Here is a 16721-nt window from a genome sequence, read left to right as displayed (position 1 = left end):
TTGGATCTCTTCAAGATCGATCCCGACTCGCCCGACGAGGAGGCGCTCGACGCCGCCGCCGAGACGGTGCTGCGCGGGGGCGTCATCGGGTTCCCGACCGACACCCTCTATGGCCTCGGGTGCTCGCTCTTCGATGTGCGGGCGGTCGAGATGGTGGCGCGTCTCAAGCGGCGTGATCTGTCCCTCGCGGTGATCTCGCTGATTCCGACGCCTTCGCAGGTCTATGGACTCGCGGCCGACGTGCCGCCGGTCGCCGAGCGGTTGATCCAGCGTTTCTGGCCGGGGCCGCTGTCGATGATCTTCCTGGCCGCCGCGGTGGTGCCGCCGCCGGTGCGCGGGGCCGGAGGCACCATCGCGCTGCGCTGCCCCAAGGATCGGCTGTGCGAGCGGCTGCTGTCGCGCATCGGCGGGCCAGTCGTGGCCAGCAGCGCCAACCTCACCGGCCAACCCCCCGCGCGGACCGCCGAGGAGGTGATGCGGATCTTCGGCAATCAATTGGATCTGGTGCTGGACGGCGGACCCCGGGACAAGCGGTTCCCTTCGACTCTGGTGGACGTGAGCGCAACGCGTCCGCGTCTGCTGCGGCGCGGCGCCGTCGACGTCGAAGCCGAGCTCGGCGAGTTCGACGACGAGACGAAGGCCGACGCCGATTGACTCGCCCGCGCGGGGCCTCCTATCCTTGGCCCAGCGTGTCGCGCTCCGAATCCCTCTTCCGCGTTCTCCTGGTGTGCACCGGGAATACCTGCCGCAGTCCCATGGCGGCCGGTCTGCTGCGCCGTGAGCTGGGTGCGGACACCGAGCGAGTGGAAGTGGAGTCGGCGGGAACGGCGGCCTGGGAGGGACAGCCGGCCACCGAGCCCAGCATCAAGATCGCAAGCGACAACGGAGTGGATCTCACGAGCCATCGATCGCGACGCCTGACTCCGGCTCTCGTCCGTGAAGCCGACCTCATCCTGGTCATGGAGCGGGCCCACCTGGCCGCGGTTCACACGCTGGGCGGCGATCCCAAGAAGGTGCACCTGTTGAGCGACTACCCACCGCCGGGGGAGCCCGCCTGGCCGGTGTCGGATCCCTTCGGGGCCTCGATCGAGGCGTACGAAGAGTGCTGGCGCCGGATCCAGCGTCACCTCCAGCGGGTCGTTCCTTCGATTCAGGAGGCATTGCGGACCCGGTCCGCCTGAGGTCCCGGGACCGCAGCCAGAGGTAAGCCATGGCCATCACCAAGGTCGAGAAGATCTGGATGAACGGGAAGTGGGTGGCTTGGGAAGACGCCACCATCCACGTTCTCGCCCATGTCGCGCACTATGCCTCGAGCGTTTTCGAAGGGATCCGCTGCTACAAGACCAAACGCGGACCCGCGATCTTCCGGCTCGACGAGCATCTCGACCGGCTGATGGGCTCCGCCAAGATCTACCGCATGGAGCTGCCGTTCACGCGCGAGCAGATCCGCAACGCCTGCCTGGAGGTCGTCGCGGTCAACGACCTCGGCGACTGTTACCTGCGTCCGCTGATCTACCGCGGCTACGAGAACCTGGGCGTCAACCCCTTCGGCTCTCCGGTCGAGGTCGCGGTCGCCGCCTTCCCGTGGGGCAAGTATCTCGGCGAGGAGGCGCTCAGCAAGGGCGTGGCGGTCAAGGTCAGCTCCTGGTGGCGCTTCGCGCCCAACACGCTTCCGGCGCTGGCCAAGGCCTCGGCCAACTACATGAACTCGCAGCTCATGAAGATGGAGGCGCTGGTCGACGGATACGCCGAGGCCATCGCGCTCGACGTGCGAGGCTTCGTGAGCGAAGGCAGCGGCCAGAACGTCTTCGCGGTGCTGAAGGGCGATCTGGTCACGCCGCCGATCACCAGCTCCATCCTCGCCGGCATCACCCGCGCCAGCGTCATCCAGCTCGCCGCGGACCTGGGCTACACGGTCCGCGAGCAGGTGATCCCGCGCGAGCAGCTCTACCTGATGGACGAGATGTTCTTCTGCGGCACCGCCGTCGAGATCAATCCGATCACCTCGGTGGACCGGATTCCGATCGGCACCGGAGAGCCGGGGCCGATCACCAAGGCGCTGCAGACCGCGTTCTTCGGAATCGTGCGCGGCGAGACGCCCGACCGCCATCAGTGGCTGACGCCGGTGCCTCAGCCGGCGGCCTCGCGGACACGCTGAGCCCGGGCGCGTGCGCGTCGCGATCGGAAGCGATCACGCCGGCTTCGCGCTGAAAGAGCGTCTCGAGCAGGAGCTGATCCGCGCGGGTCACGAGGTCGAAGATCTCGGCACCCATGCCGCCGAGCCCCCGGTGGACTATCCCGACTTCTGCATTCCGGTCGCCGAGCGGGTCGCCTCCGGTCGCGCGGAGCGTGGCATCGTGCTCGGCGGAAGCGGAATCGGCGAAGCGATCGTGGCCAACAAGGTGAATGGCGTGCGCGCGGCGCTCGTGTACAGCGACGAGACCGCGCGTCTCACGCGGCAGCACAACGACTCCAACGTGCTCGCGCTCGGGGGACGGCTGGCGAATCCCGACGACGCGGCGCGCTGGCTCGAGATCTGGCTCCAAACCCCCTTCGAAGGCGGCCGTCACGTCGCGCGGATCCAGAAGATCAGCGCCTACGAGCACCGCCTGATCAGGAGCTGACGTGTCGGAACTGAGGGATCAGGATCCCGTCATCGCCGAAGCGATCGCCGCGGAGCGCCGGCGTCAGATGCAGACGCTCGAGCTGATCGCCTCCGAGAACTTCGCCAGCGCGGCGGTGCTCGAGGCGATGGGCTCGGTGATGAACAACAAGTACGCCGAAGGCCTCCCGGGGAAGCGCTATTACGGCGGCTGCGAATTCGTCGACGTGGCCGAGAACCTGGCGCTCGAGCGCGTCGGCCGGCTGTTCGGTGCGGGGCACGCCAACGTGCAGGCTCACTCGGGCGCGTCCGCCAACCTTGCCGCGTACCTTGCGGTGGCCGCGCCGGGCGACACGCTGCTGGGCATGAGCCTGGCGCACGGCGGGCACCTCACCCACGGGCATTCGGTGTCGTTCTCCGGACGGCTGTTCAAGGCCGTTCAGTACGGCGTCCGTCCCGAGGACGGGCGCATCGACTACGAGCAGATGGAAGCGCTGGCGCGCGAGCATCGGCCGCGGCTCATCGTCGCCGGGGCGAGCGCGTATCCTCGGGTCATCGATTTCGAGCGCTTCGGCCGCATCGCCCGCGAAGTCGGCGCCACGCTGGTCGTCGACATGGCCCACATCGCCGGCCTGGTGGCCGCCGGGCTCCACCCGAGCCCCGTGCCGCACGCGGACCTGGTGACCAGCACCACGCACAAGACCCTGCGCGGTCCCCGCGGCGGGTTCGTGCTGTCGCGCCAGGAGCTCGGCGAGAAGCTCGACAAGACAGTGTTCCCGATGCTGCAGGGCGGACCGCTCATGCACATCATCGCCGCCAAGGCGGTGTGCTTCGGCGAGGCGCTGACCGAGGGGTTCAAGAGCTACCAGGCGCGCGTGATCCAGAATGCGGCGACTCTGGCCTCGGGGCTCACGGCGCGCGGCTTCGACCTGGTGTCGGGCGGCACCGACAATCATCTGCTGCTCGTGGATCTGCGCCGCCGCTCGCTGACCGGCAAGATCGCCGAGGAGGCGCTCCATCGCGCCTCGATCACCGTCAACAAGAACGCCGTGCCCGACGATCCGCAGAAGCCGTGGGTGACGAGCGGCATCCGGATCGGCACCCCGGCGCTCACCACGCGCGGCTTCGGGGTGGAGGAGATGCGGATGATCGCCGATTGGATCGCCCGGGTCCTGGAGCGGCCCGAGGACGAGGCCCACGGCGAGGCGGTCGGCCGCGAGGTGCGCGAGCTGGCCGCGGCATTCCCGCTCTTCGCCTGGGAGCCGGTGCTCCGCTAGGGAAGCCCGCTGGCGCGGCCCGAACCGGGCGGCGCGTCGATGCGCCCGGAAGTGGATTCGGCGCACTGCCGGAGGATCGCCTCGATCTCGGGATCGTCGGCATCGCCGCGCAGCACGTGACGCACGAAACCCTGATACCGGATATTCGAGATGGGGGTGTCGATCACGCACCCTCGAGTCTGGCCCGGTAGCTTGACGATCAGCGGCACCCAGCGACGCGCCCCGTTGGCGAGCTTGGAATCCGGATCGAAGCGCCACGAGTGATCCGACGTGAGCACGATCAGCGCGTCGTCGTACTTTCCTTCCTTCCTCAGCCGGTCCATCAGCTCGCCGACGACTTTGTCGAAGTAAACGAGCTGCCGCTGATACTCCTCTTCGGTTCCCAGAGCACCGTCCATCTCGGCGCTGGTGCGATGCCAGTCGATCGGATAGACGCCGCGGAATGTGCCGTCCTCGTTCCAGATGAAGGGCGCGTGCGGCAGGGGGTAGTGGACGAAGGTGAGCGTGTTCTTCGGCATCTTGTCCACGGCGTCCTCGATGCCGCTGCCCATGCGCTCGTGCAGCCGCAGCCAGTTCCGAGTGAACACCTTGGCGTAGAGGATGCGGAAGAGGTGGCGGGATATGGGATCGGTCTCGTAGCGCAAGGCTTCGAGCGCGTCGAGCAGCATCCGCCTCCACAGGCTCGAGGTCACGGGGTAGAAGGAATAGCCGCGGCCGAAGTCCACGGAGTCTCGGAACATGCTCTCGTAGGGAAGATAGAAGCCGATCAGCGCCGTGTTGTAGCCGGCGCTTCTTGCCACCGAGAAGATGCTCTCCACGCGCTGCGGCGGGCGGCTGCTGGTGACGTACTCCCGGCCCCGCTTGCCGATCTTGTTGAACACCCGCGGCAGGTGGTCGAGCGGGTGATCCCCGTAGAGCAGGAGCGGCAGGGCCCGATAGGTGTCGTCCCCCGGCGACTGGGCGTTGCGGAAGAACAACGAGCGCTCGGCCAGCTCGCGCAGATGCGGAAGCGTCGAGCGGAATTCCCCGCCGGGTGCGGAGCGAACGAACGACCACTCGTCGAATACGAACACGAACACGGGACGCGAAGGACCGGTGGGAAACGACACCCGCAGCGGGCGGTGCGGGGCCCCCCAGGTGCTCCACATGAACATCTGGATCAGGACGATCGGGATCAGGGGCGAGAAGACCAGCGAGAGCTTGTATGCGAAGCGCACCACCCGGCTCTGGGGCTTGGCGAGGGAGTAGCCCACCGCTCCGGCCATCAGCAGCCACAGGATCTCGAACGAGAGGAAGTGCGGGCGGTGGAGGATCTCGATGTTGGCCACGATCCCGCTCACGATGGCCAGCACGAACAGCGCGCGGATCACGCCCCGCACCCGTGGCCACTGCGGGCGGTCGAGCGCCTGCACGACCAGCGTGATGAGCGTGCCGAGCACGAAGATGTCGAGCGTCAGCGAGATCGCGTCGTTGAGGCTCCACTGCCGGAAGAAACGGTTGCGGACGTTCTGATAGGAGCTGATCTCGGGGGCGAAGTGCAGGAAGACGACGAACGTCGCCGCGACGAACCGTCCGAACAGGTGGCGCGCTCCCGAGCTTCGGAGCGCGTCGCTCATATCGGGGCCTCCTTGGCATAGAACAGCAGCGTGCGGGGCGAGCCCTCGATGGCGTGTTCTTCGAGCAGGCGGAAGCGCTGGCCGAAGGCGCGCTTGCAGGCCGCCAGGTCGATGCCCGAGAAGAGATCGCGCCGGAACTGCAGCATGCGGCGGAACATCGGGTCGTCGGTGGGCACGAACTCGAGCACCAGCAGATCGCGGGTCAGCGCGGCGAACAGCTCGCAGGCCGCGTCCAGCGACAGATTTCCAGAGATCAGCAGGTGGTGGAGCAGCGCCAGGCCGAGCACGCAGTCGGTGTCGAGGCGCTCCAGGAAAGAAGGCCGCTCCTGGTTGAGGAAGCCGATCGCGGGACTGGGGTTCGTGATGTCGACCACCATCGGCGTGATGGAGGCCGGCTCGCGGCGCAGCCGCCGGTAGAGGATCTCGACCGCGTCATGGTCGCCGTCGGCCGCGATCACCTCGGCGCCGGCCGCCGCGGCGATGCGGCTGTAGTCGCCGGTGTTGCATCCGAGGTCGAGCACGCGCTTCGGCCGCCGGGCCTCGATGAAGCGCCGCACCAGCGCCTTTTTCGCCTCTTCGGCGGCGTCGGTATACGTGCAGGTGCGCTCGTAGTCCGACCAGGCGCCGGCGGGCTTGTAGGAGGAGGCGAGCTTGCGCAGCTTGCCGCGCAGCCGGTCGATCTGCAGGCGCTGCGCCCGGGCATCGGGGTTGGCCTTCTCGAGCAGCGAGCGGTCCACCTGGGCCTGCTTTTGCGCCGCGCGGTTGAGCGCGAGCGGCAGCGTGACGTCGAAGAGGGCGCGCGGTCCCCATCGCTCCAGGCGTCCCAGGGTGCGCGCGACGTCCTCCACCGAGCGTCCCGAGAGGCGCGGCAGGAAGTAGGCGCGCGGATCCCAGCCATGGTGAACGCACAGGAGCAGCGGAAACACGAACATCTGGTTGAACTGTCCGAGCGCGAACCACACGTCGAGGCGCGCGGGCCGCTCGAAGGAGCCGAGGTCGATGAAGACGGGACGGCCGCGCACGAACTGGACGTTGAAGGCGGTGGCATCCTTCAAGGAGGCGCTGGCCGCCAGCGCCTGATCCTGCACGTCGAGCGTCGCGAGGCCGGCGTCGGCGATCATCGACACCGTCCACTCGTAGGGAAAGCTCAGCGTGGCGATCAGGTCGTGCTCGAGAAAGGCGGCGAACGGCGCGTGCTCGGCCGCGAGGCCGGCGCTCAGGTGCGGATCGTCCACGAAGCGGGTGCGGACGACCGCGCCCGACTCGATCAGCCGGGAAAGGACACCGGCTCGTTCGAGGGCTCGGAGATGGCCGGCCGTGGCCTCGTCGATCGCGCGAAAGATCCGTCCTTCGCGGGCGAACACGTAACCGGCGGGATCACGGAACGAGCCCCCGATCCGATGACTCGACGGACCGGCGACAGCGGGCATCAGCTCTCGCGATTCTCCTTGGGGCCGAAGAGGCGGGTGAAGAACGCCCAGATGGACTTACGCCAGAACGCCACGGCGCCCAGGAACCCCGCAATCAGGGTCTGGAAGAGCAGAGACCCCGAAACCGGATCGATGTAGAGAATGACCATGGACTTGTGCAATACGCCTCCCTGCGACTCTCGAGTGGGGACTTCGTGGACCTTCGTCCCACGCTTCGAACCACCTCCGTTATCGGCTTCGGAGAACGGCGACTAAAGATACTCCTCGCGGGGGTCGAAGGCACGTTGGGCCCGGGCGCCCTGCCGTCCCGGGCCCGGGACGGCCGCGACCAGCGCGTGATTTGCGGCTCCGCGCGCGGCCGCGTGCGTTGGTGCCCTTGGGGGGCTTCGCTATACTGCGGCCTCGCGTCACCACTTGGCCGATTCCGTTGTCAGAGGATGGAACCGATGAGCGTCGAGACCAAGGAAGCGAACCGGAAGATCGAGCGTGCGGCCGAGATCCTGACCCGGGTGAGCGCCGAGGTGGGGCGCGCCGTGGTCGGGCAGAGGATGATGGTGGACCGCCTGCTGATCGGGCTCCTGACCGGCGGCCACGTGCTCCTCGAAGGCGTCCCCGGGCTGGCGAAGACGCTGGCCATCAAGAGTCTCTCGGATGCCCTGTCCCTCAAGTTCCGGCGCATCCAGTTCACGCCGGACCTCCTGCCCGCCGACCTCACGGGCACGCTCATCTACAACCCGCGCGACGGCTCCTTCAGTCCCAAGCGCGGACCGATCTTCTCGAACCTCGTGCTGGCCGACGAGATCAACCGCGCGCCGGCCAAGGTGCAGTCGGCGTTGCTCGAAGCCATGCAGGAGAAGCAGGTCACGATTGGCGACGACACGCATCCGCTCGAGGAGCCTTTCCTGGTCATGGCCACCCAGAATCCCATCGAGCAGGAGGGCACCTATCCGCTCCCCGAGGCCCAGAGTGACCGCTTCATGCTCAAGGTGAAGGTCGGCTACCCGGAACGCAGCGACGAAAAGGAGATCCTGCGCCGTGCCGGGCTCGCCGAGCTGCCGCCGCTCACCGCCCAGGCGTCGAGGGCCGACGTGCTCGAAGCGCGCGCCTCGCTCGGCTCGGTCTACGTCGACGACAAGCTCCAGGAGTACGTGCTCGACCTGGTCACCGCGACCCGGCGCCCCAAGGACTTCGGATTGTCGATCGAGGGGCTGGTGTCCTTCGGCGCTTCACCCCGCGCCACGTTGTTCCTGGTGCGAGGCGCCCAGGCGGTCGCCGTGCTCGAGGGCCGCGCGTACGTGCTGCCCGAGGACATCAAGGCCATCGCCCCCGATGTGCTGCGCCACCGGATCCACGTCTCGTACGAAGCCGAGGCCGAAGGCATTGATGGCGAGGAGGTGGCCCGGCGCATCCTGGAGCGGGTGCGCGTGCCCTGATGCAGACCACGGAGCTGCTGCGCAAGGTCCGCCGCATCGAGATCCGCAGCCGCCACCTGGTCGAGGATCTCCTCGCGGGCCAGACCGAGAGCGTCTTCAAGGGCCGCGGCATCGAATTCGAGGAAGTGCGGCCGTACGTTCCCGGCGACGAAGTCCGCGACATCGACTGGAACGTGACCGCGCGCTACGGCCAGCCCTTCGTCAAGCGCTTCGTCGAGCAGCGCGAGCTCACGATCATCCTGGTGGTCGACATCTCACGCTCGATGCGCTTCGGCACCGCGGGCGCCGAGAAGCGCGAGCTGGCCGCCGAGCTGTGCGCGATCCTCGGCTTCGCCGCGCTCCGCAACGACGATCGCGTGGGCCTCGTGCTGGCGGCCGGAAAGGTCGAGCACGTCGTGCCGCCCGCGCGCGGACGCCACCACGTGCTGCGGATCCTCCGTGACGTGCTCACCGTCAACCCCAAGAGCCAGGGCACCAGGCTCGGTGAAGCCGCGCGCTTCGTGACCCGCACCACCCACCGGCGCAGCCTGGTGTTCTGGGTCTCCGACTTCCAGGACAGGATCGACCCGCGCGACTGGCGCGTGATGGGCCGGCGCCACGAGCTGACCGCGTTGGTGCTCCGCGATCCGCGCGACGAGGTGCTTCCGGGTGTGGGCTGGGTGGAAGTGGAAGACCTCGAAACGGGCGAGCGGCGGCTGGTGAACACGGGCAGCCGGCGGCGCCGCGAGCGCTATCAGCAGGAGGCGCGCGCGCAGTGGCAGGAGGTGGAGCAGGCGCTGGCCCGAAGCCGCTGCCCGCTGGTCGAGATTCGCACCGACCGCTCCTACCTTCCGGTCCTGATGCGCTACTTCGGGCGGCGCGGTCGCCGTCGAGGCGCGGAGTGATGCGACCCGCGGCACGGATCAAGCTCGGCCTGGCGCTGGCGTTCGTCGTGCTGACCGCCGCCGCCGTCGCGCACGCGCAAGCTCCCCAGGTTCGCGTCATCCTGCGTCCGCCCATGGCCCGGCTCGGCGAGCGGGTGGCCTATCGCGTCGAGGTGATCGGCGGCGTCAATCCCTGGGGAAAGGTGACCTGGTTCGCTCCGGACTCGGCGACGGCGTTCACCTGGGGCGAGCCGCGCGAAGGATTCAAGAAAGGCCGGGAGCGCGAGGCGGCCCGCTTCGGGATTGGCGCCCGCACAGGACGGATCAAGGAGGGCACCTCCGACACCTCGTGGGTCGAGATTCCGCTCCAGGTGTTCGAGCTCGGCGTGGTCTCGATTCCAGGGATCGGGTTCCGCTATCCGCCGATGACCGGAGTGACGGGAGGGCAAGAGGTCACCGCCCGCGCTCCCACCACGCGCCTCGTGGTCATCCCGGTGCTCACCGCGGCGGACAGCAACGCGACGCTGCGTCCTCTCCACGGCCCGCTGGCGGCGCCGTGGTGGGAGCGCGTGCCCTGGCTGTGGGTCGCGGCCGTGGCATTGGTGATCGCGTTGATCGCGCTATGGCTCAGGGCTCGCCGCCGCAGGAAGCCGGTGGACGGTGCGGCGCCGGCGCGCATTCCGCTGTCCCCCGCTGCCGAAGCGATGGCCGCGCTCGCGGAGCTGCGCCAGCTCGAGCTGCCGCGGCAGGAGCGCTTTGCCGAGCACTCGTTCCGTCTCGGACAGATCCTGCGGCGATTCCTCGAGGCCACGGTCGCCACCACGCACCCGGGCGACACCACGCCCGAGCTGGTCCGTCATCTGGCCGAGGCGGGACTCTCGGACGAGGATCAGAAGCGTCTGGCGGGCCTCCTTCGCGTGTGGGACCGCGTGAAGTTCGCGCGCGACCCGTTCACTCACGATGAAGCCATCCGCGCCGAGAGCGCCGTCGAAGCGTACGTCCGGCGGGCCGCGGGCCACGCCAGCGAGGAGGCTGCCTGATGCGCTGGGACACTCCATGGCTCTTGCTGCTTCTGCTCGCGGTGCCGTGGCTCGTGTGGCGCGTGCGCCGGCCCGCGGCGCGGCGTCCCGCCCTGGAGTGGGTGCGCACCACGGGTGCGTGGGCGCAGAGCCGCGGAGCGCTGCTGGTGAGATCGATCGCGCTGCTTCCGTGGCTCGTCCTGCTCACGGCGCTGGTGGCGTTGGCGCGTCCCCAGCAGGGAATCCGACAGACCGAGACCGAGACCCGCGGCGTCGACATCGTCCTGGCCATCGATCTCTCGCCCAGCATGCGCGCCGAGGACTTCCGGCCGCGAAACCGGCTCTTCGTCGCCAAGCAGACGGCGCGCGAGTTCGTGAAGCAGCGCGATCACGACCGCGTGGGCCTGGTGGCGTTCGCGGGCACGTCGTTCACGGTTTGCCCGCTGACGCTCGACCACGACGTCCTGCTCGAGCTGCTCGACGGCCTCGACTTCGGCCTGGTCGAGGACGGGACGGCGATCGGCATGGGGCTGGCCACCGCGGTGGCGCGGCTCAGAGAGAGCAGGACGCCGAGCAAGGTGGTGATCCTGCTGACCGACGGACAGAACAACCGCGGAGCGATCGATCCGCTCACCGGCGCGGAGCTGGCACGCGCGTTCGGCATCAAGGTGTACACCGTGCTCGCGGGACGGGGGGGCGTGGTGCCGGTGCCGGTCGACGATCCTTTGATGGGACGAAGGGTGGAGATGGTGCGCATGGAGGTCGACGAGACCACGATGCGCCAGATCGCCGAGCGCACGGGCGGCCGCTTCTACCGCGCCACCGATCCGCGAGCCCTGGAAGCGATCTACGCCGAGATCGACCGTCTCGAGCGAGCGCCGATCCGCTCGGTCGACTACCGCGACTACCAGGACCTGGGTCCATGGCTGCTGGGCTGGGCCGCGGTCGCGCTGGCGTTCCACGCGCTCAGCGCATCCACGTGGGCGATGAGGCTGCCATGAGGGCGCGGCCATGACGTTCGAGCGACCCGAATGGCTGTGGCTGCTGGTCGCGGTGCCGGTGCTGCTCCTGATCGAGTGGCGCGCGACGCGGCGCGCGGAGAAGCGCCTGAGTCAGATGACCGGCCCCCACGCGAGTCCGGTCTTGCTCGAGCAGCGAATGCCCGGAAACCGGCGGCTCGGCGCCGCGCTGCGTCTCCTGGCGCTCGCGATGCTGGCCTTCGGCGCGGCGGGACCCGAGTGGGGCTACGAGCTGGTGCGCCGCAGCGCGCTCGGCTCCGAAGTGGTGTTCGTGATCGACGTCTCGGCGAGCATGGACGTTCGGGATGTCCCGCCGAGCCGCCTCGAGGAAGCGCGGCGGGAAGCGCTGGCGGTGCTCGAGCAGCTCGCCGGCAGCAAGGTGGGGGTGGTCGCGTTCGCCGGCGACGCCGCACGACTCTGTCCGCTGACGCTGGATCGCAGCGCCGCGCGGTTGGTCATCGAGTCGCTCTCGAGCAGCACGCTCTCCGAGCCCGGCTCCGACCTCGGCCGAGGCCTGCGCGCGGCCATGAAGCTTCTTCCGCCCAAGCGGCGCGGCGAGCAGGCGATCGTCCTGTGGACCGATGGCGAGGATCTCGAGTCGCAAGGACGAGCGGCGATGCAGGAGATCGTGGCCACCGGGATCCGGGTGTTCGCGACCGGCGTCGGCACGCCGATGGGCGACATCGTCCCGGTGCTCGACGATCAGGGTCGCGTGGTGGACGTGAAGCGCGATGAAGCCGGGGGGCCGGTGCGCAGCCGTCTCGACGAGCACCTGCTCAAGGCGCTGGCTCGCCGCACGCGCGGCGGCTACTTCTCCGCCGGACGGCCGGGCGGCGAGCTGCCGCGCCTGATGGCCGCTCTGGCTCCACTCGGTCGCGCCGAACGGCGCGGCGGCGGGGAGCGTCTGGTGGAACGGCCGGTGGCGCGCTTTCCGTGGTTCGCGGGTCTCGGGGCGCTGCTGATCGGCTACGACCTGCAGCGACGCCGTCGGCGGACGCCGGCAGCCGCAGCAGGCTTCGTGATGGCACTCCTGACCCTCTCGGGTGCGCGCGGCGCCGAGGCGCAGAGTGACTGGGCCAGGGGAGACGCCGCGTTCAAGAAGGGCCAGTTTTCAGCCGCCGAGTCGCTCTACGCCCGCCGGCTGCGGCAGGGAAACGATCCCAAGGTGCGGGTCAACCTCGCCACCGCCCGCGCGCGCGGGGGCAAGGCCCAGCTCGCCAAGGCCGGACTCGAGGAAGCGGTCACGTCACCCGGTGTGGCAGGACAGACGGCGGCTTACAACCTGGGAACCATTCACGCCGAAGCCCGCAACTTCGATCCGGCGCTCGCCGAGCTGCGCCGCGCGCTCGAGCGGGATCCCAATGATCAGGACGCGCGCGCCAACTATGAATGGGTGCTGCGCGAGAGGGAGCGCCGGCAGAAGCCGCCGCCCTCGCCCCCCAAGCCGGAGCCGCAGCCTCAGCAGCCGCAGCCTCAGAGCGGAAATCCCACGCCCACGACCGGCAGCCCGCAGCCGTCGCCGCCTCCCCAGGGCGGACCGCCGCCGCAGTTCGGGCGCGGCCTGGATCGGCAGCAGGCGGAGCAGCTGCTCGGAAGCCTGCACGAGCTCGAGCGGCTCGAGCAGCAGCGCATGCGCCGCGTGCGCGTGATGCGCGAGCGCAGGGGGAAGGATTGGTGAGCCGGTCGAAGCCCCGGGCGCGGGGACTGGCCGGCGGGGTTCTGGGTGTGCTCATGGTGATGCTGTCTCCCGCGCCGAGCACGGCGCAGAGCGTGGAGGCGAGCATCGACCGAGGCCGCATGACCGTGGGGGAGACCACGACGCTGCGGGTGGTGGTGCGTGGCGCCACCGGAGTGAAGGTTCCAGAGTTCGAGGTGCCGGACGGGCTCGGCGTGCTCGGCAGCTCGCGTCAACAGAGCTTCGCGTGGGTCAACGGCCGCGCCTCGGTGGAGACCGAGTTCCGCTACGAGATCGAGGCGGTGCGCCCCGGAAGCTTCTCGATCGGACCCATCCTGGTGAGCGCCGGCTCGCAGGCGTATCGCAGCGGCGTCATCCATCTCGAGGTCACCGAGATGTCGGCCTCGATGGGCGGGAGTGACATGCGCGCGCCTGCCACGCTGCAGGTCGACGTCCAGCCGCGCGATCCGTATCTGGGCCAGGAAGTGACGCTGACCGTGCGGCTCATCCAGCGCACCAACTTCGCCGAGGACCCGCAGTACACCCCGCCGACCACCACCGGCTTCTGGACCGACAAGCCCACCGCGCCCGAATCCTTCTACGGCATGTCGCACGGCGAGCGCGTGCTGGTGACCGAGACACGGCTGCGCGTCTATCCGCTCGCCATCGGGCAAGCCACGATCGGCGAGGCCACCGCGCGGGTCGTCCTCGCGCCCGACGGATTCGGCCTGCCGAGCTGGCTCGGCGGCGATCGCCGCGATCTCGAGCTGAGGAGCCCCCCGGTCCGCGTCCGGGTGCGGCCGCTTCCCGGCGGCGCTCCCGCGGGGTTCAGCGGTGCGGTGGGGCGTTTCGATGTGTCTTGGACACCGGATCGATCGCACACCTCGCGCGACGTTCCGATCACGCTCCGGCTCGACGTTCGAGGACGGGGAAACCTCCCGCTCGTCCGGCCGCCGCGCTTCGACGATCCCCAGCTCGAGGCGCTCGCCCACACGACCGAGGACAGCCTGCCGATCCCAGGACAGAGCTTTGGCCGCAAGCGCTTCCAATGGACGGTGATGGCGAAACGCGAAGGCCGGACCGAGATCGGCGCTCCGGAGTTCGCGTGGTTCGACCCGGCCGCGGGGACCTACGTGGAGTCGCGTGCGGCCGTCGCCGTGGTCGACGTGGGCGCCCCCGTCTTCTCCGGTCCTGGCGCCGAGGCGGGTTTCCCCCGTGCGTTCGCCGACCATCCTGTGGCCCCGGACGCTCGCACGCCATCGCCCTGGGCGTTCGCGCTCGCCGGTCTCTCACTCGCCGGCGCGTGGCGCCTGTGGCGCGCCGCTCCGAAGAAATCGGCCACGGCGAGCTCCGCCGCGGCATGGACGGCACGGCTGCGCGGCGTGACCGGTCCGGCGCTGTGGCGCGCCATGGAAGAAACCAGCCTGTGGCTCGAGACGCAGCCGGGCGCCACCGGCGATCCGGCGTGGCGAGGCGTGCGAGATCGCATCGCGGCGGCGCGCTACGGAGGATCGGTGGAGAACCCTGAGGCGGTGAAGCGTGAGCTCATGAACCGCGTGTCGCGCGCCGCGCCGAAGACCCAGGCGCGCGTGCCTCTCAGGCTGATCGCGGTCGGGCTTCTGCTTCTCGCCATCGGTCTCGGTGTGGGGTTCGGGCCGCGGCCGGGAGGGGATCGTGCCGCGCAGCAGAGCGCGGCCGCCGATCAAGCCGCGCGGCGGGGTGAGGTCGAGAAGGCCCGGCGCGTGTGGCTCGAGCTGTGGCGCATCCACGGCGGACGCGCGGGTCTCGCCGCGCGCCTGGCGTGGGCGCGCGTGCAGGCCGGCGAGGTCGGACCCGCCGCGTTGTGGGTCCTGCGGGGCGAGATGATCGAGCCGCGCGATCCAGCGCTCCGCTGGGTGGAAGAGCGCGTGCGGGAAGCGGGCGGCCTCGTGGGGGCCGCGGCGCCGCGCTTGCCGGTGCGGCCGATCGAATGGAGCGCGCTTTCACTGGCGCTCGGATTGTGCACGGGACTCGCCTGGCCGCGAATCGGTCGCAGCGTCCTTCTGGGATTGCTCGCCCTCTCGTGCGCCGCCATCTTCCCGATGCAAGGCTGGTTGTCGGCGCGCTCGGGTCAGGCGGTGATGCTCGCGGTCGCGCCGCTCGAGGGCTCCGACGTCGAGCTCGAAGCCGGGCAGATGGTGACGATCCGCGAACGGGAGGGAGGCCGGGTGCACGTGGCCGCGGGGCGGGTGATCGACGGCTGGGTGCCGGCGACGTCGGTGGCCCCGATCGCGGGAGGCGAGGATGGTTGACCTCGGACGCGCGGTGCTGCCGCGGCTGGTTCTGGTCTTCTCGCTGCTCGGTGGCATCGAATCGCTCGACTGGAAGATGCAGCGCGCGGTGCAAACCCTCTCGCCTTCGCCATTCGACGGACCGATGCACACGATCAGCGACATCGGTCGCCCCCAGCTCGTGTTCGGAGTCCTTCTCGCGATCGCCGCCTTTGGAGGTCCCGCCGGAGCGGCGACGGCGCGTCACGCGATCCTCGCCCTGATTCCTGCCAACCTCGCGGTGGAAGGACTCAAGCGCGCGACGCAGCGCACACGTCCGGACGGCGAGCGCTCGTCGTCCAACTCGTCCTTCCCGTCGAGCCACGTGGCCAACGCCGCAGCACTGGCCTGGGTATTTGCCCGGAGGTGGCGCCGGGCGGCGCCCGCCTTCTACCTATTTGCCGCGCTGGTCGCCTTTTCCAGGGTCTACCTGAACCGACACTTTGTCAGCGACGTGTTGTGCGGTGCCCTGATTGGTGTTGCGTCGGGCTGGCTCATCGAACGGATGATCCGCCGCTGGCCTGGACACCTCGAGACGACGGAGCGGAAAGCCGCAAGCAGGTGACCGCCGACATGGGGTCTGGTAGCCTCGCGCTCACGCGCGGAGGATTTCGAGCCTATGGCGTTGGCGGCTCTACCGGAAAACGACCTCTCGCTCTGCATCCCCGATCTCAAGTCCAGGAAGAAGGACGCGGCCCTCGCCGAGATGGTGGCGGCGGTGGACGCCGCAGGTGTGTTGACGGGAAGCGACCTGCTGCTGGAGCTGCTCAAGCTCCGCGAGCGACTCGGTGGCACGGGGCTCGGCAAGGCCGTGGCTCTTCCTCACGCCCGGTCGCTCACGGTTTCCCAGCCGCGCATCCTGGTGGCGCGCTCGACGCGCGGCATCGATTGGCAGGCGCCCGACGGTTTGCCGGTGCAGCTGGTGCTGCTGACCCTGGCGCCCGCCGAGTGGTCGGACGACGCCTTCCATGCCCTGCTCGCCCGCGCGGCGGCGAGCTTCCGGCTGCAGCGCACGCGTCAGAAGCTGATCTCGGCGCCGTCCGCAGAGGAATTCGCCATGGCCTCGCGACAGGCGCTGGCATGAACACGATCGAGTCGGTGGTGCTGCTCGCGGATGTCGACGCGATGATCCGCGAAGCGCAGAGCTCCGAGTCCCGCATGCGGCTCAGGAAGCTCGGCTTCGGGCTCGAAGGACTTCCGCGCGTGATGGCCGCGCGCGGACGGCTGGCGGAGACCATCGACCGCCGCTGGACGGTCTCGTACGAGCGCACCCGGCAGCGCTACGGCCGGGCGGTCGCCGCCGTGCGCGAACGCGTGTGCTCAGGCTGCTTCGTCACGCTGCCCACGACCGCGCGTCCGAAGGGCGGCGATGCGCCGACCCCGCAGCACTGCGAGTCTTGCGCCCGGATCCTCTACTGGACGTGAGCGAGGAGGCCTTTCGCCTCCGCCTGCTATCCTGATCCCGACCGGAAGTCTAC

General features: G+C 69.6%; 17 protein-coding genes. 14 read left to right on the top strand and 3 right to left on the bottom strand.

Going from position 1 to position 16721, the window contains the following annotated elements:
• From VFQ05_17745 to glyA, 5 genes are read left to right on the top strand one after another with little or no spacing between them, the layout of a single operon-like run.
• The gene (locus VFQ05_17745) at positions 1-654 is read left to right on the top strand and encodes an L-threonylcarbamoyladenylate synthase (protein HET9328615.1); all 654 of its coding nucleotides are present in this window, start codon (positions 1-3) and stop codon (positions 652-654) included.
• A gap of 35 nt (positions 655-689) precedes the next feature.
• Positions 690-1181: a low molecular weight protein arginine phosphatase gene (locus tag VFQ05_17740; protein ID HET9328614.1), complete on the top strand. Its 492-nt coding sequence runs from the start codon at positions 690-692 to the stop codon at positions 1179-1181.
• Between the two features lie 29 nt (positions 1182-1210).
• The gene (locus VFQ05_17735; protein HET9328613.1) at positions 1211-2158 is read left to right on the top strand and encodes a branched-chain amino acid transaminase; all 948 of its coding nucleotides are present in this window, start codon (positions 1211-1213) and stop codon (positions 2156-2158) included.
• A 10-nt stretch (positions 2159-2168) separates the two neighbouring features.
• Complete coding sequence (locus VFQ05_17730; GenBank protein HET9328612.1) at positions 2169-2624, top strand: ribose-5-phosphate isomerase; 456 nt, start codon at positions 2169-2171, stop codon at positions 2622-2624.
• Position 2625: 1 nt separating this feature from the next.
• Positions 2626-3879 carry a serine hydroxymethyltransferase gene (gene glyA, locus VFQ05_17725; GenBank protein ID HET9328611.1) on the top strand — a complete coding sequence of 418 codons (1254 nt, stop codon included), beginning with the start codon at positions 2626-2628 and terminating at the stop codon, positions 3877-3879.
• Here glyA and VFQ05_17720 read toward each other — a convergent pair.
• The 3 genes from VFQ05_17720 to VFQ05_17710 are packed head-to-tail and all read right to left on the bottom strand — an operon-like array spanning position 3876 to position 7086.
• A complete protein-coding gene (locus tag VFQ05_17720) occupies positions 3876-5495 on the bottom strand; it encodes a sulfatase-like hydrolase/transferase (protein HET9328610.1) in 1620 nt (539 codons plus the stop codon). The genes glyA and VFQ05_17720 overlap by 4 nt on opposite strands.
• Positions 5492-6925: a methyltransferase domain-containing protein gene (locus tag VFQ05_17715; GenBank protein ID HET9328609.1), complete on the bottom strand. Its 1434-nt coding sequence runs from the start codon at positions 6923-6925 to the stop codon at positions 5492-5494. Before VFQ05_17715 ends, VFQ05_17720 begins: the two co-directional genes overlap by 4 nt.
• Positions 6925-7086, bottom strand: coding sequence for a hypothetical protein (locus VFQ05_17710; GenBank protein HET9328608.1), 162 nt, complete (start codon positions 7084-7086; stop codon positions 6925-6927). The genes VFQ05_17715 and VFQ05_17710 overlap by 1 nt, the downstream gene beginning before the upstream one ends.
• 276 nt (positions 7087-7362) lie before the next feature.
• Here VFQ05_17710 and VFQ05_17705 point away from each other — a divergent pair, with 276 nt between their 5' ends.
• The 9 genes from VFQ05_17705 to VFQ05_17665 are packed head-to-tail and all read left to right on the top strand — an operon-like array spanning position 7363 to position 16668.
• A complete protein-coding gene (locus VFQ05_17705; protein ID HET9328607.1) occupies positions 7363-8358 on the top strand; it encodes a MoxR family ATPase in 996 nt (331 codons plus the stop codon).
• Complete coding sequence (locus VFQ05_17700) at positions 8358-9242, top strand: DUF58 domain-containing protein (protein HET9328606.1); 885 nt, start codon at positions 8358-8360, stop codon at positions 9240-9242. The genes VFQ05_17705 and VFQ05_17700 overlap by 1 nt, the downstream gene beginning before the upstream one ends.
• Positions 9242-10261 carry a DUF4381 family protein gene (locus tag VFQ05_17695; protein HET9328605.1) on the top strand — a complete coding sequence of 340 codons (1020 nt, stop codon included), beginning with the start codon at positions 9242-9244 and terminating at the stop codon, positions 10259-10261. The genes VFQ05_17700 and VFQ05_17695 overlap by 1 nt, the downstream gene beginning before the upstream one ends.
• Positions 10261-11241 carry a VWA domain-containing protein gene (locus tag VFQ05_17690; protein ID HET9328604.1) on the top strand — a complete coding sequence of 327 codons (981 nt, stop codon included), beginning with the start codon at positions 10261-10263 and terminating at the stop codon, positions 11239-11241. The genes VFQ05_17695 and VFQ05_17690 overlap by 1 nt, the downstream gene beginning before the upstream one ends.
• 10 nt (positions 11242-11251) lie before the next feature.
• On the top strand, positions 11252-12937 hold the full coding sequence (locus VFQ05_17685; protein ID HET9328603.1) for a VWA domain-containing protein: 1686 nt from the start codon (positions 11252-11254) through the stop codon (positions 12935-12937).
• Entirely contained in the window at positions 12934-15225 is a 2292-nt protein-coding gene (locus VFQ05_17680) for a BatD family protein (protein HET9328602.1), read from the top strand. The genes VFQ05_17685 and VFQ05_17680 overlap by 4 nt, the downstream gene beginning before the upstream one ends.
• Before the next feature lie 13 nt (positions 15226-15238).
• Positions 15239-15808, top strand: a complete 570-nt coding sequence (locus tag VFQ05_17675; protein ID HET9328601.1) for a phosphatase PAP2 family protein — start codon at positions 15239-15241, stop codon at positions 15806-15808.
• Positions 15809-15862: 54 nt separating this feature from the next.
• The gene (locus tag VFQ05_17670; protein HET9328600.1) at positions 15863-16327 is read left to right on the top strand and encodes a PTS sugar transporter subunit IIA; all 465 of its coding nucleotides are present in this window, start codon (positions 15863-15865) and stop codon (positions 16325-16327) included.
• Positions 16324-16668, top strand: coding sequence for a hypothetical protein (locus VFQ05_17665; GenBank protein HET9328599.1), 345 nt, complete (start codon positions 16324-16326; stop codon positions 16666-16668). The genes VFQ05_17670 and VFQ05_17665 overlap by 4 nt, the downstream gene beginning before the upstream one ends.
• Positions 16669-16721 lie beyond the last annotated feature (53 nt).

Source organism: Candidatus Eisenbacteria bacterium (assembly GCA_035712145.1).
GTDB lineage: Bacteria > Eisenbacteria > RBG-16-71-46 > RBG-16-71-46 > RBG-16-71-46 > DASTBI01.
The sequence above is the reverse complement of the archived record's forward strand: the minus strand, read 5'-3'. Positions and strand labels throughout refer to the sequence as shown.

Coding starts and splice junctions, on each gene's coding strand:
- VFQ05_17735 (HET9328613.1), top strand. CDS start 1,211: ATGGCCATCACCAAGGTCGAGAAGATCTGGATGAACGGGAAGTGGGTG.
- VFQ05_17720 (HET9328610.1), bottom strand. CDS start 5,495: ATGAGCGACGCGCTCCGAAGCTCGGGAGCGCGCCACCTGTTCGGACGG.
- VFQ05_17715 (HET9328609.1), bottom strand. CDS start 6,925: ATGCCCGCTGTCGCCGGTCCGTCGAGTCATCGGATCGGGGGCTCGTTC.
- VFQ05_17705 (HET9328607.1), top strand. CDS start 7,363: ATGGAACCGATGAGCGTCGAGACCAAGGAAGCGAACCGGAAGATCGAG.
- VFQ05_17700 (HET9328606.1), top strand. CDS start 8,358: ATGCAGACCACGGAGCTGCTGCGCAAGGTCCGCCGCATCGAGATCCGC.
- VFQ05_17695 (HET9328605.1), top strand. CDS start 9,242: ATGCGACCCGCGGCACGGATCAAGCTCGGCCTGGCGCTGGCGTTCGTC.
- VFQ05_17690 (HET9328604.1), top strand. CDS start 10,261: ATGCGCTGGGACACTCCATGGCTCTTGCTGCTTCTGCTCGCGGTGCCG.
- VFQ05_17685 (HET9328603.1), top strand. CDS start 11,252: ATGACGTTCGAGCGACCCGAATGGCTGTGGCTGCTGGTCGCGGTGCCG.
- VFQ05_17670 (HET9328600.1), top strand. CDS start 15,863: ATGGCGTTGGCGGCTCTACCGGAAAACGACCTCTCGCTCTGCATCCCC.
- VFQ05_17665 (HET9328599.1), top strand. CDS start 16,324: ATGAACACGATCGAGTCGGTGGTGCTGCTCGCGGATGTCGACGCGATG.